Consider the following 12,847-nt stretch of genomic DNA (forward strand, 5'->3'; position numbering starts at 1 on the left):
TGCGTGTCCAATTCGGCTTCAAGCATTTCTTGGACGGTGCTCGCGAAAAGATCCTTGAGCATGCTTTGGACGTCGTGAATATCCTTCAACTTGCCATCTCGAATGAGTTGACGGATTTGCTCCTTGGATAGCAGTTCCATGTACGTTCACTCCCCTTGTAGACTCCACTCCGGGATTCGGGGAGTTTGATAAGAAAATAGAGGCCCGCCAATTTTCATCCGCCTCTTGTACCCAATCGGGCATGGCTGTTTACACAGTTCATTTTACACTCTCCCGGGTCTCTTTTTGGTGCTCGCAAAGTCAGGCCTCAAGTCGGCGCGAGGTTGTGCGTCCGCGGTGCTACGGTGGTGACCGTGATCCTAAGAGAACCTCATACGTACTCCGTTTGATGGAAGCCGCCTCACGCACCCGGTTGTGATAGACTAACAAGCGGAGTTTCGATCGCGGCCAGAAGCGAGCCTCAAAACGTGTACAGGAGTTTTCACCATGCGCATGAGAAGGACTTGGCTGGGGGCGCCGGCGTGGCTGTGGCTGGTCGCGTTGGCGCCGCGCCTGATTACCATTTTCGCCTACGGGCCACATCTATCCATTCACAGCGACGATGAGGGCTACTACCGGAGCGCGCTGTGGCTGCTTGAGAAGGGGACCTTCTCGTATTACACGCCCAACGCACCGACCGTGCACATGATGCCCGGAATTACGTTTTTGTTGGCCGGGATCATCTGGCTGTTTGGGACAGGCGTCACCGGCTTGTACGTGGGGAAGATCGTGTTCACCCTCATTGCCGTGTTGGGCATCGTCGGCATCTACCGGGCGGTTGCAAGGATGACGCGTCCCTGGGTGGGCGCAGTCGTCGCACTGGCCGTTGCGATGTATCCGCCCGAAATCGAGGTGGACACGCTGTTTCTCACGGAACCGCTTTTCATGGCGGCTTTCGCTTGGATGTTTGACTTTACCTTCAAAGTGGCAGAGTCGAGGCGGCTCCGGGACGTGCTCGGACTGGCCGTGACGTTCATGCTTGCCATCTACGTGCGGCCCAACGTCGCGCTCTGGATTGTGTTCGCGCTCCTCTACTTCCTGATGAAGGGTTATCCCCGTCCGCTGCTCTGGCGCCATCTCGGCGTCGCCATCGCCGTCGGCGTCGCGTTCATGGCGCCGTGGTGGATTCGGAATGAGCTGGTGTTTCATCGCTTCATTCTGTTCACGGATGACAGCTGGAATCCGCTGTTGCTCGGCACCTTTCAGGGCTATGGTTATCCGCCGCCAGCCAACGAGGGCGCCGTTGAGCACCAGCTTCTGCGGGAGTACCCCAACTTGCGGCCACAGTCGATGCACGAACTGACGTGGTTTCGCCTGCAAAAGCAAATCGCCTTCAAGCGGATGGGGGAGTGGCTGAAGACCAACCCGTCTTCGTTCTGGACCACCTACCTGTGGATCAAACCACAGATCCTGTGGCTGCGCGCATACCTGCCGATCTCCATCTTCGGCCTGACGGAGGACTCGCTGCGCGGGCTTCAGACGTGGGTGGTGGATGCGTCCATCGTGGGCCACTTCGTCGCGATGGTCTTTGCGCGCGGACGCCGCCGCGAGCTCGTGCTCATCTGGCTCACGCTGCTCTACTTTACCGCGGTGTTTTGCTTCTTCTTCGCCTTTGAGAGGTACAACGTGCCCATCGACTGGCTCATGTTCGCCGGCGTTCCTGTGGGCGCCTGGGCGCTGATTCGGGCCATCGTCGGCGAGGGTGGCAAGCGGGGCAAGCGCACATCCGCCCGAGGAGGGACGAGGCGCCGGGCGTCTCGCTGACCTCGCCCCGCATACGGGCGGGCGTGCGCGCCTTGGGCCGTGCGCTGCTTCCCGCCCTCCGGCCTCACCTCAACGGCTCTCGCCCCGTCGGCGCTCCTGCCGTCCACCGCGTCTGGCGATCACGGCCTCAGGCCCAGCCGCCGCGCGTGATACTGCATCCGCTGCCGACTGATGCCAAGCGCCCGCGCGGCGCGCGACAGGTTGCCCGACGCCGCTTCGTAGGCCGCGCGGATCGCATCGTCGGACGGTCGCTCGGCGCGCGGCGCCGCCCCACGCTCCCTTCCAGACGTCGTGCTCCACGCCGCTTTGCGCTCCGTCGCTCGCTCCGCTCCACGCGCCGTCTCCGCGCCTCCGTCCCGCGCCCCCGCACCCTCCGCGGTCAGGGCCTCCGCCCCAAAGAGCGGGTGCGCCGCTTTCAGCATCTCGAGCGACAGCTCGCGTGCCTCCGGCCAAAGCCAAAGGGCGGATCGCACCGTCTGTTCGAGCTCGCGCACGTTGCCCGGCCAATCGTGGCGCAGCAAAAATCTCCGGGCCTCGCTCGACAAGCCCACCTCGCGGCCATGGCCGTACCTCGCCAAGAAGGCGCGGGCAAGCACCAGGATGTCCTCCGGCCGCTCTCGCAGGGGCGGAAGGTGAATGGCGACCGCGCCGACGCGGTACAGCAAATCCGGCCGGAGAAGTCCGCGGCTCACCGCTTCGCCCGGCGGCACGTTCATCGCCGCAAGGACGCGCACGTCGATGGCCACAGGCCGTCGCGCGCCGATGGGCCAGACCTCGCCCTCCTGCAGGGCGCGCAACAACTTGGCCTGCACGGCCGGCGACATCGCGTGGACTTCGTCCAAAAACAGCGTTCCGCCGCACGCGATCTCGAACACGCCCGTCCGATCCACCGCGCCCGTGAATCCGCCCCGCCTCGTGCCAAACAGCACGCTCTCCGCGAGGCCCTCCGGCCACGCTGCACAGTTTTGCGCCAAAAACGGGCCTTGGCGCCGCGCGCTCGCCCCGTGGATGGCTTGGGCGACGAGCTCCTTGCCCGTGCCCGTCTCCCCAATGATGAGCACCGGCAGGTCCGTTCGCGCGGCGCGTTCGGCGAGATCGACCGCGCGCCTTATGGCCCGGCTTTCACCGAGGATGTCCGCGAAGGTAAACTGCCGCCGAGAACCCGGTGCCCCCGCTTGGCCCCGGATTTCCTCCCGGCGCGGCACCGCGATTTCCATGGCTCCAATGATCTCCCCGGCGATCACGACCGGCTTCGTCCGGTTTTGCGTCACGACGCGCCGACCGTTTCGCGCCACGTACACCTGTTCCTCAATCTGCACCGGGTGCCCCGTCTTCAGCGCGCGCCAGAGCGTGCTCGTGTTTTCGTCGAGCTCGTAGAGCTCAAACACGTTTTTCTCCAGCACCTCGTCCGGGCGATATCCGTCGATCTCGCCCATGACGCGGTTGTACACGCGCGTGCGGCCCTCGCGGTCGACCGCGTGCACTCCGATCGGCGCGAACTCGAGGATCTCTTGATACAGTTTCCAGACGTCCGCTGCCACGCTCGGCTCCATCGTTTCGCCCCCTCGCGCAGCCCCAGTTTTGCGTTTTGCGCCTCCATTTTGCGCTCTCAGAATCATCATACACCGCATCTGCGCCTGTACGCACCCCAATGCCCGCGCCTGCGGCTTGTGGCGATGGAATGCTCACCGCTCGCCCTGCGCGGCGCCGAGCCTTCGCTGCGAGGCACCTGGCACGGCACTTGCTCCATATCTTGAGGCAGACTCGCTGAAGGAGGCGGTGCACCATGGCTCGTGTCCAAACGCTGCCAGGGGCGGCGAGCGCCCCCTATCTGCAGGACGCCGAAACGTATCTGGCGCGCGCGTATCGTCCGTTTCTCCCTGCCATGATCGCCAAGGCCGAAGGCAGCCTTTTGTACGATCTCGACGGGAACCGCTACATCGACTTCGTGGGCGGCGTCGGGTGCCTCAACGTCGGGCACAGTCACCCGCGGGTCGTGGCGGCCGTGATCGAACAGGCGAAGCGCTTTACGCACACCGACTACACCATGTTCCCGTACACGCCGCTCATCGATCTCGCCAAGCGGCTGGCGCCGAAAACGCGGATTCCAGGCGCCAAGGGGCTTTTCTTCAACTCGGGCGCCGAGGCGGTGGAAAATGCCATTAAAATCGCGAGGCGGGCGACGGGGAGGCCAGGCGTGATCGCGTTTGACGGCGCGTTTCACGGGCGCACGCTGATGGCCATGAGCCTGACGAGCAAGCTGCACCCGTACAAGGCGCACTACGGGCCGTACGCGCCGGAGGTGTACCGGCTGCCGTTCCCAAGTGCCACGCATGGTCCCCGGCTCGAAGAGTTCCAGCGCTTTTTGGAGCGCGCCGCCGTCACCTGGTTCGATCCGGCGCAGATCGCCTGTGTCATCGTCGAGCCCATCCAGGGCGAGGGCGGCTACATCGTGCCGGTGGAAGGATTCTTCCCGGTCTTGCGAGAATTTTGCGACAAGCACGGGATTTTGCTCATCGCGGACGAAATCCAGACCGGCTACGGGCGGACGGGGCGATTTTTTGCCATGGAACACGAGGGGGTTGTGCCGGACCTCATGACCTGCGGCAAGTCGATCGCGGCTGGCCTGCCGCTGTCCGGGGTCTTTGGGCGGCCCGAGATCATGGACGCGCCCGCGGAGAACACGCTTGGCGGCACCTACGTCGGCAACCCAGTGGCGGCGAGCGCGGCGCTCGCGGTGCTCGACGTCATGGAAGCTGAGGGGCTCGTCGAGCGCGCCGAGCAGGTCGGCGATCGCATTCGGAGCGCGCTTCTCGAGCTGATGCGCGAGTGCAGGTTCATCGGGGACGTGCGCGGGCGCGGCGCGATGCTCGCCGTCGAGTTTGTGCGGGATCGCAAGACGATGGAGCCGAACGCGGAGATGGTGGCGGCCGTGTTGCGCCGCGCGATGGAGCGGGGACTTCTCCTGATGAAGTGCGGGGTGTACAACAACGCCATCCGTTTCCTGTGCCCCTTAAACATCCCCTGGGACGTGCTCGACGAGGGACTGGAGATTTTCGCGGCGGTCGTCCGCGAGGTGCAGGAGGGAGACGCGCATGCATCGGTTTGAGCCATGCCTGAACTTCATTGGCGGCCGCTGGCAGGAGCCAAAGACCGGGCAGTACGGCGAAAACGTGAACCCAGCCAACGGCGAGGTGCTCGGCACCTGGGCGAGATCGGGCCCGGACGATCTCGACGAGGCCGTGCGCGCGGCGCGCGAGGCGCAGGCGGCGTGGCGCCTCGTCCCTGCCCCCGAGCGGGCGAAGGTCTTGCAGCGGGTGGCGCAGCTGTTGCGCGAGCGCAAAGAGGAGCTCGCCCGGATGCTCACGATGGAGATGGGCAAGGTGCTGGAAGAGGCCCGCGGCGAGGTGCAGGAGGCCATCGACATGGCCGACTACATGGCGGGGGAGGGAAGGCGGCTGTTCGGCCAGACGACGCCGTCCGAGCTGCCCGACAAGTTTGCGATGAGCGTGCGTGCGCCGGTCGGGGTGGTCGGGATCATCACGCCGTGGAACTTCCCCATCGCCATCGCGTCGTGGAAGTCGCTCCCGGCCATTGTCGCCGGGAACGCTGTCGTGTGGAAGCCGGCCGAAGAGACGCCGCTTCTCGCGCGGGCGTTCGCCGAGGTGTATGAGGAGGCGGGGCTCCCCGCGGGCGTGCTGAATGTCGTCTTTGGCGACGGGCCCGTCGTCGGCGAGGCCATGCTGACCCACCCCGGCATCGACGTGATCTCGTTCACCGGCTCGACCGAGACCGGGCGGCATATTGCGAGCGTGGCCGGGGCGCATCTCAAGCGCGTCTCCCTCGAGATGGGCGGCAAGAACGCCATCACGGTGCTCGCCGACGCCGACCTGGATCTCGCCGTGGACGCGATTGTCTGGAGCGCGTATGGCACGAGCGGTCAGCGCTGCACCGCGGCGAGCCGCGTCATTGTGGAGCGCGCCGCAGAGGAGGCGCTCCTCGCCAAGCTTCTGCCGCGCGTCGAGGCGCTCAAGGTCGGGGACGGGCTCGACCCGGCGGTCCACGTCGGGCCCGTCATCCACGAGGCGGCGCTCGAGAAGATCGATCACTACGTCCAGCTTGGCCTGCGCGAGGGCGCCCACCTGTTGACCGGCGGCCGCAGGCTTTCCGAAGGCGACTACGCCCGCGGGTTCTACTACGCGCCGACCCTCTTCGCAGGGGTTCGCCCCGAGATGCGCATCGCCCAGGAGGAGATCTTCGGCCCCGTCCTCTCTGTGATGGCCGTCGACTCGTTCGAGGAGGCCATCCGGGTCAACAACGGCGTGCGCTACGGGCTGTCGGCGAGCATCTTCACGCGCGACGTGAACCGCGTGTTTCGCGCCATGCGCGATCTCGACACCGGCATCGTGTATGTGAACGCCGGCACGACCGGGGCCGAAATTCACCTGCCGTTTGGCGGCACCAAGGCCACCGGCAACGGCCACCGCGATTCGGGTCAGGCGGCGCTCGACGTCTTCACCGAGTGGAAGACCGTCTATGTCGATTACAGCGGCCGGTTGCAGCGCGCACAGATCGACAACAACTAAGCGTAGTGCGGACGGCGAAGCGCGGTGCTGAACCACGAAGCGCGGCGCGGACGCCGCTGCGTCGCAACCGCACGGGCGAAGGGCGCATCCGCTCCTCCAAGCGGTGCGCCCTTTGCCTGTCTTTGCCTGTGGCCCGGTTTCGGTGTTTTGCGCGTTAGGACCAGTACGGTTGCATCGAATTCGCCATCTGCAGCGCGGACGAGATGGGCGACTCGGCGCTGTTTGTGGTCTGCACCTCGTACACATTCCCGTTCTGACTCCAGATGACCGTTACCGTGACGTCCGATCCCGACGGGTCCGTATTGTCGACGATGACGCGCCCGATGCCGTCGGTTGAGGGCAAGGACGTGTTCGCGAGCGCGTTGACGAGTTTGTCCACAATGGGTGTGGGCGGCACGGACGTGTTCTCGTTGACGACTTGGAAGTTCCATCCGTTCTCGGACCAGTACACGACCGTCGAATTGCCCATGGTCGCCATCTGGGCCGAATGATTGTTGGGCAGGAGGATGCCCGTCCCGCCTGACGGCAGCTGGCCTCCGTGCACGGCGCTGGCGAACGATGAGAGGCTCTCCGCGGCCTGGCTCGACGAGACGAAGTGGTCGACCTCGTACGAAGCGAACGTCTGGCCTCCCGTCAGGAGATCCACGTGATAACCCACGAGGAATTGGGGGCCGTGCGCGCTCGGCTGCGTGTTATGCGCGTTGAAGGACGTCGATCCGCCGCCCGACGGCTGTGGCACGTAGGTCGGGGCATCCGCGCCTTGGAACCCATTCTTGCCAAGGCTCGTCATCGCCTGCTGCACGATGGACGGGAACGAGCCCGCGTTGGCAGGCTGAGACCCTCCTGGGGAGGAACCCGTGGAGTTCTGCGGCATGCCGCTGTTGGACGTGTTGGTGCTTCCCCCAGGGTTTGCGGAATTGCCGCTCGCATTGGACGTGTTCTGCGTTTCGTTGGTCGCGTTCGTCGTGTTGTTGATGGGCGGTGGGCTCCCGCCGGACGATCCGCCTCCGCATCCCGTCGCAAGAAACAGCGCAACGGCCACCGAAAGCAGGGCGTAACCATACGTTTTCGCTTTGGGCATCTTGAGATCCTCCTCGTGGTGTGTAGCGCCGGCGCGGGCGAGGGAGCGTCCGCGCGTCTCCTGCATTTCCCCTTGATCTTCTTCGACACGAGCCGCTCATTTCCTGTCCGTGCCTTCGTTCGACAACGCACGTGATTTCCCGAGAAATATCGACGGCGATCGCGCGAGGCATGCAGGATTTGGTCGATCAACGGCGTATTGATGCAGCATGTGCTTGTCACGCTCGGCCTGAACGCCTGTCGAGCAGCTGGAGGTGCCTGTCGCCGATGAGACGCCGCGCCATCACCGCTCTTGGACCGTTGGTTACCGCGTGGATTTCGCTCGCCGCCTTTCCCCAGCAAGCCGCGGCTTCTGCCGACGGGGCGCGTGGCGCCTTGGCTGTCCCGGGCGTGGGACAGGTGGCCGTCGCCTGGCAGCACATCGATGGGCGTGTGTACGCGCCGCTTTCCGCGTGTGTCGCTTGGCTCAACCTCATGCACATCCCGCAGGCCCTCACTTCAAGCGGCTGGGTGGTGGGAGATCTGCCGTCCTTTCCCCAGTCGCTGCCGAAGACTGGCCCCCTGTACATCTGGTACTGGCAGCCGGCTCACGGGGACGAGGTCACGTACGGCGGCCCCATCGACGCGCATGTCATCGCGAGAAACGGTCAACTCTACGTGGATGTGGATGCGTTGCGCCAACTTTTCGCTGCGTTTCACGTGGCGACCGAGTGGCAGGGCGCAAAGTTCGCCGCGCTGGATCCCGTCCCGCCGCTTTCCATCCCCTCTTCAGGTGTCGCCCCGACCGCGGCCCAGGCGCCGGGAGATCTCTGGCCAGAGCCCTGGTTTTACGGAGAGCCGGGCGTCACCTCTTCGGCCCTCTACAATCCCTTGACGCCCGCGCTGCCCATTCGCCTCCAGACGCCGGATGGCTTCACGGGCGAGGCGTTCATCACCGTGCGCTCCAACGACGACCCAAGTGAGACGCACAGCTACAGCGCGCCTATGGTCCACGGCCGCCTCGACACCACGATACGGTTACCCTTTCAGGGCACGCTCGAGGTCCAGGTGGAAGAGGTGCTGAACGCCACCGCCCTCCAACGCCGCACCATCGCCTACAGCCGGGCCATCGAATCGGCTGCGCCAAGTTTAGGGCTCCAGGCGCTCGGCCTGCTGCAAAGCTGGTTCATCAACGCCAACGAGTCGCCAGCCGTGGCCCAACTCGCCTCGTCCATCGTGAAGCAGGCCGGGATCACGCGCGCCCAGACGCCGCAGCAGGTGGATGCCGAGATTCGGGCCATCTCCGATTGGGCCTCGCAAAACATCTGGTACAACTGGCCCGCCTACCTGAACAACCAGGTCCCGTGGCAGCAGATGACCACCACCCTCGCGCTCCACCGCGGCGTGTGCCAGGATATCTCCGGCGTGGCCGCAGGATTGCTGCGCGCGCTTGGCATCCCTGCCCTCGTCATCCAGGGACAGGGCCTCGGGGAGTTGGGGTGGGGACCGCACCAATGGGATGAGGCGTGGGACGGGGCGCGGTGGGTCACCTTTGATCCCACCTTCGACGCGGTCTATTTGAGCGATCGCGGCGTCGCTCCTCCGTCTTCCGTCCGCGACACCGATTTTGACCCGCCGCCAAGCGTGTTTGCCCAAAATCATCGCGGCGGCGAGATCGCCGATTGGTGAGCTTCCACCGCCATGGCAAGGGGGAGATTCGCGTGAACGTGAACCGCTATTTCGAGAATCCGCTGATCACGCCGCAGGACGTGCCGCCTTCTCACCCCGACATGCGCGTCATTGGCGCGTTCAATGCCGGCGTGGCGAGGGTCCGCGATGAGACGGTCCTCGTCCTGCGCGTCGCCGAGCAGGCCAGCGCAGACGAGGATGCCGTCGGCGTCCCCGTCTACAATCCGATGCGCCGCGCCGTCGAGGTACACTGGTTCAAGCGGTCCGATCCCCACTACGACTTTTCGGACCCGCGCGCCGTCCGCCGCAAGGACACGGGCGAGACCGTCTGGCTCACCTCCATGTCGCACCTGCGCCTCGCGCGCAGCCGGGACGGGCGACACTTTACCATTGAGGAAAAACCGTTTCTCGCGCCGGAGACCCAGTACGAGGCGTTCGGCGTCGAAGATCCGCGCGTGGCCGAGATCGACGGCGTGTACTACATCACCTACACAGCCGTGTCCGATCACGGCGTGGCCGTGGGGCTCGCCGCGACGCGCGACTTCCGGCACGTCTTTCGCCTCGGCCTCATTCTGCCGCCCGAGAACAAGGACGCTGTGCTCTTCCCCGAGCGCGTCGGTACGCACTACCACCTGCTCCATCGGCCGGCGCCCCGCGGGCTCGGGGAGCTCGACATTTGGATTGCCGAATCGCCGGATCTGCGCGCGTGGGGCAACCACCGCTTCCTCCTCGCGCCCCGGCGGCACGAGTGGGACAGCCTGCGCGTCGGCGGAGGCGCCGTGCCCATCCGCACGGACAAGGGCTGGCTCCTCCTGTACCACGGCGCCAACGACAAGAACGAATACGCCATGGGCGCCTGCCTGGTCGATTTGGCCGATCCGTCGAAGGTGCTGGCGCGATCGGCCGAGCCCGTCCTGAAACCCGAGGCCCCGTACGAGCAGACGGGCTTTCTGCGCGGCGTCGTGTTCTCCTGCGGCGCCTGGGTGGAAGGCGACGTGATTCACATGTACTACGGGGTGGCCGACGAATCGCTCGCAGGCGCCGATCTCTCCATCCGCGACATTCTCGACAGCCTCGCCTGATGGGGTGCGCCACAAAAGGTGGGCGTGATCGCGAAGCTTTCTAGCGAATTTTTGATGTTGCGTCCGTCTTTTTCTTGTATATTGATCTTTAACAAGCGATGGGTGGTGGAATGTCGTTTGGACCAAGAAATCTTGTATTTGACGCGATCCGGCAAGGACCTCGCGCGCAAGACGCGCCGCTGGTTGCGCCAGCACCCCGGGGCGACCTTGGGGGAGGTGGCCGAACAGGTGCGCGAGATGTTTCGGCTGCGCGACCTGGGCGATCTCGCCGATCGGCCGCTCTCGGAACTGCCGGAGTGCCGTTGGATTGTGCTCGGGGAGAACGCGCAGGGGCGCATCGAGGTTCAGAAGGACGTCGCGGGCCTCGGCGACGTGCGCTACGTGGAGAACGATTGAGGGCGCCTGGCGCCCGCGCCACACGCGCAAAAGAGGGTGCCTCCTACGCAACAGGGGCACCCTCTTTTGCATCCCAGCGTCTGCATCCCAGCGTCAGATGACGCGCTTGCCAAACAGCGATTCGAGCAACTCGACGGCCATGCGGCCGGTCTGATTGCGGTGGTCCAAAATGGGGTTGACCTCGACGACGTCGACGGAGATAAGCTTGCCGCTCGCCGCGAGCAACTCCATGGCGAGATGGCCCTCCCGGTAGGTGAATCCGCCGTTGACCGGCGTGCCGACGCCCGGGGCGAACATGGGGTCGAGCGCGTCGAGATCGAGGCTCAAGTGGATGCCGCGCGTGCCGTTTGCCGCGATGCGGATGGCCTCCTGCATCACGGCGTCCATCCCCCGGCGATCCACGTCCTGCATGGTGAACACGTGGATGCCCGATTGGCGGATGAGCTCTCGCTCCTCTGGATCGATGGAGCGCGCCCCGACGAGCACCACGTTCTCTGCCTTCACCTTCGGCCGAATCCCCCCGATGCCCGTGAGCGCCTCGTGGCCGAGGCCGAGGCTCGCCGCGAGCGGCATGCCGTGGATGTTGCCGGAAGGCGTCGTCTCATCCGTGTTCATGTCGCCGTGGGCGTCAAACCAAATCACGCCAAACGGCTGACCCGCGCGGGCGATCCCGGCGAGGCTGCCGAGCGCGATGGAGTGATCGCCGCCGAGGATGACGGGCGTATGGCCGCCCTTCAGGACGCCCTCGACTTTTTCGCAGAGCGCCTCGCAGACGGAGACCACCTCGCGCAGGTACTTCAGCTTCTGATGCTCGATTCGCCGCGTCTCGGGCGTGGGCACAGGCACGTCGCCGAGATCGGACACGTCGTAGCCGAGCCGCTCGAGCTTTTCCTTGAGCCCGGCGTAGCGGATGGCGCTGGGGCCCATGTCCACACCGCGCCGGTTCTGGCCATAGTCGGACGGGACGCCGATGATGTGAATGTCTCGCATGACCATCCCTGCTTTCTAGCGCGCGCCTTCGCCGAAGACGCTTCGGATCTTCTCAAACGCCCACGCGAGCTCGTCTTCGCGGATGACAAGGGGCGGCGCGAATCGAATCGTGTTCTCGTGCGTCTCCTTGCACAAGAGACCTTCGTCCTTCAAACGCTCGCAATAGGGTCGCGCCTTCTCCTTGAGCTCCAAGCCGATGAAGAGCCCTTTGCCGCGCACTTCCTTGATGGCGGGGTGTTTGAGCTCCCGGAGCCAGCTCAGGAACTTTTCGCCGAGCGCGCGCGATTTCTCCGGCAGCTTCTCCTCGACGATCACGTCGAGGGCCGCGATCGCCACCTCTGCGCCGAGCGGATTGCCGCCAAACGTCGAGCCGTGCGAACCGGGCTCAAAGACGCCCAGAATGTCCCGATTGGCGGCCACGGCCGACACGGGGAACACGCCGCCGCCGAGCGCCTTGCCGAGGATGTACACGTCTGGGATGACGCCCTCCCAGTCGCACGCAAACATCTGCCCCGTGCGCCCGAGGCCCGTCTGGATTTCGTCCGCCACAAACAGCACGCCGCGCTCGCGGCAGATCTCGTACGCCTGGCGCAGATAGCCTTCCGGCGGCACGATGATGCCTGCCTCGCCCTGGATGGGCTCGACGAGAAACGCCGCGGTGTTCTCGGTGATGGCCTGTTTGAGCGCCTCGATGTCGCCGTACGGGATGATTCGGAAGCCGGGCGTGAGCGGGCCGAAGCCGCGTTTGTATTCCGGATCGCTCGAGAACGAGATGATGGTCGTCGTCCGGCCGTGGAAGTTGTGCTCGGCGACGATGATCTCGGCCTGGTCAGCCGGGACGCCCTTGACGTCGTACGCGTAGCGCCTGACGGCTTTGATGGCCGTCTCCACCGCCTCAGCCCCCGTGTTCATCGGCAGGACCATGTCCTTGTGCGTCAGCTTCGCGATCCGCTCGTACATCTGGCCGAGCTTGTCGTTGTGAAACGCGCGCGAGGTCAGCGTGATGGCGTCCGCCTGCTCCTTCAGCGCCTGGATGATGCGCGGATGGCGATGGCCCTGGTTGAGCGCAGAATAGGCGCTCAGCATATCGAGGTACCGGTTCCCCTCGGCGTCCCACACCCAAACGCCCTCGCCCTTCACGAGCACCACGGGGAGGGGGTGGTAGTTGTGTGCGCCGTATTGCTCTTCGAGCCGCAATGCGTCGCGGCCCGTCACCTGTGTCGTCATGCGCCTCACCTCGAG

Annotated in this window: 10 protein-coding genes and 1 pseudogene; 6 read left to right on the forward strand and 5 right to left on the reverse strand. The window is 65.2% G+C overall.

Features of this window, described 5'->3' with window-relative positions; all coding sequences use genetic code 11:
- Window positions 1–140 (reverse strand): annotated as a pseudogene (locus tag BW934_RS15575) (IS256 family transposase); the annotation flags it as partial.
- Window positions 141–486: 346 nt separating this feature from the next.
- On the opposite strand from BW934_RS15575, the gene BW934_RS11945 reads away from it, so the two are divergent.
- Window positions 487–1,803, forward strand: a complete 1,317-nt coding sequence (locus BW934_RS11945) for an ArnT family glycosyltransferase (protein ID WP_076348407.1) — start codon at window positions 487–489, stop codon at window positions 1,801–1,803.
- 119 nt (window positions 1,804–1,922) lie between these two features.
- Here the strand turns inward: BW934_RS11945 and BW934_RS11950 are convergent, their stop codons facing one another.
- Window positions 1,923–3,356, reverse strand: coding sequence for a sigma-54 interaction domain-containing protein (locus tag BW934_RS11950; protein WP_076348409.1), 1,434 nt, complete (start codon window positions 3,354–3,356; stop codon window positions 1,923–1,925).
- Window positions 3,357–3,589: 233 nt separating this feature from the next.
- Between BW934_RS11950 and gabT the strand changes: the two genes are divergently transcribed.
- Window positions 3,590–4,912, forward strand: a complete 1,323-nt coding sequence (gene gabT, locus BW934_RS11955) for a 4-aminobutyrate--2-oxoglutarate transaminase (RefSeq protein WP_076348411.1) — start codon at window positions 3,590–3,592, stop codon at window positions 4,910–4,912.
- A complete protein-coding gene (locus tag BW934_RS11960) occupies window positions 4,899–6,389 on the forward strand; it encodes an aldehyde dehydrogenase family protein (protein ID WP_076348413.1) in 1,491 nt (496 codons plus the stop codon). The genes gabT and BW934_RS11960 overlap by 14 nt, the downstream gene beginning before the upstream one ends.
- Before the next feature lie 154 nt (window positions 6,390–6,543).
- On the opposite strand, the gene BW934_RS11965 is transcribed toward BW934_RS11960, so the two are convergent.
- Entirely contained in the window at window positions 6,544–7,470 is a 927-nt protein-coding gene (locus BW934_RS11965) for a hypothetical protein (protein ID WP_076348415.1), read from the reverse strand.
- Between the two features lie 266 nt (window positions 7,471–7,736).
- On the opposite strand from BW934_RS11965, the gene BW934_RS11970 reads away from it, so the two are divergent.
- The 3 genes from BW934_RS11970 to BW934_RS11980 all read left to right on the forward strand — a co-directional run bounded on the left by BW934_RS11970 (window position 7,737) and on the right by BW934_RS11980 (window position 10,615).
- A complete protein-coding gene (locus BW934_RS11970) occupies window positions 7,737–9,137 on the forward strand; it encodes a transglutaminase-like domain-containing protein (protein WP_076348417.1) in 1,401 nt (466 codons plus the stop codon).
- 32 nt (window positions 9,138–9,169) lie between these two features.
- Window positions 9,170–10,219, forward strand: a complete 1,050-nt coding sequence (locus BW934_RS11975; protein ID WP_076348562.1) for a glycoside hydrolase family 130 protein — start codon at window positions 9,170–9,172, stop codon at window positions 10,217–10,219.
- 117 nt (window positions 10,220–10,336) lie between these two features.
- Window positions 10,337–10,615 carry a hypothetical protein gene (locus tag BW934_RS11980; RefSeq protein ID WP_076348419.1) on the forward strand — a complete coding sequence of 93 codons (279 nt, stop codon included), beginning with the start codon at window positions 10,337–10,339 and terminating at the stop codon, window positions 10,613–10,615.
- A 93-nt stretch (window positions 10,616–10,708) separates the two neighbouring features.
- On the opposite strand, the gene rocF is transcribed toward BW934_RS11980, so the two are convergent.
- Together rocF and BW934_RS11990 are read right to left on the reverse strand one after the other, a co-directional pair.
- Window positions 10,709–11,605 (reverse strand): arginase, encoded by an 897-nt coding sequence (gene rocF / locus BW934_RS11985; RefSeq protein ID WP_076348564.1) that lies wholly within the window; start codon window positions 11,603–11,605, stop codon window positions 10,709–10,711.
- Between the two features lie 15 nt (window positions 11,606–11,620).
- Window positions 11,621–12,832 (reverse strand): ornithine--oxo-acid transaminase, encoded by a 1,212-nt coding sequence (locus BW934_RS11990; RefSeq protein ID WP_076348421.1) that lies wholly within the window; start codon window positions 12,830–12,832, stop codon window positions 11,621–11,623.
- Between the last annotated feature and the right edge of the window lie 15 nt (window positions 12,833–12,847).

This window comes from Alicyclobacillus vulcanalis (assembly GCF_900156755.1).
Lineage (GTDB): Bacteria > Bacillota > Bacilli > Alicyclobacillales > Alicyclobacillaceae > Alicyclobacillus > Alicyclobacillus vulcanalis.

Bases quoted from the DNA above. Each gene is read 5' to 3' on its own strand.
- BW934_RS11950 (WP_076348409.1), bottom strand. From the start codon at position 3,356: ATGGAGCCGAGCGTGGCAGCGGACGTCTGGAAACTGTATCAAGAGATC.
- gabT (WP_076348411.1), top strand. From the start codon at position 3,590: ATGGCTCGTGTCCAAACGCTGCCAGGGGCGGCGAGCGCCCCCTATCTG.
- rocF (WP_076348564.1), bottom strand. From the start codon at position 11,605: ATGCGAGACATTCACATCATCGGCGTCCCGTCCGACTATGGCCAGAAC.
- BW934_RS11960 (WP_076348413.1), top strand. From the start codon at position 4,899: ATGCATCGGTTTGAGCCATGCCTGAACTTCATTGGCGGCCGCTGGCAG.
- BW934_RS11990 (WP_076348421.1), bottom strand. From the start codon at position 12,832: ATGACGACACAGGTGACGGGCCGCGACGCATTGCGGCTCGAAGAGCAA.
- BW934_RS11965 (WP_076348415.1), bottom strand. From the start codon at position 7,470: ATGCCCAAAGCGAAAACGTATGGTTACGCCCTGCTTTCGGTGGCCGTT.
- BW934_RS11970 (WP_076348417.1), top strand. From the start codon at position 7,737: ATGAGACGCCGCGCCATCACCGCTCTTGGACCGTTGGTTACCGCGTGG.
- BW934_RS11945 (WP_076348407.1), top strand. From the start codon at position 487: ATGCGCATGAGAAGGACTTGGCTGGGGGCGCCGGCGTGGCTGTGGCTG.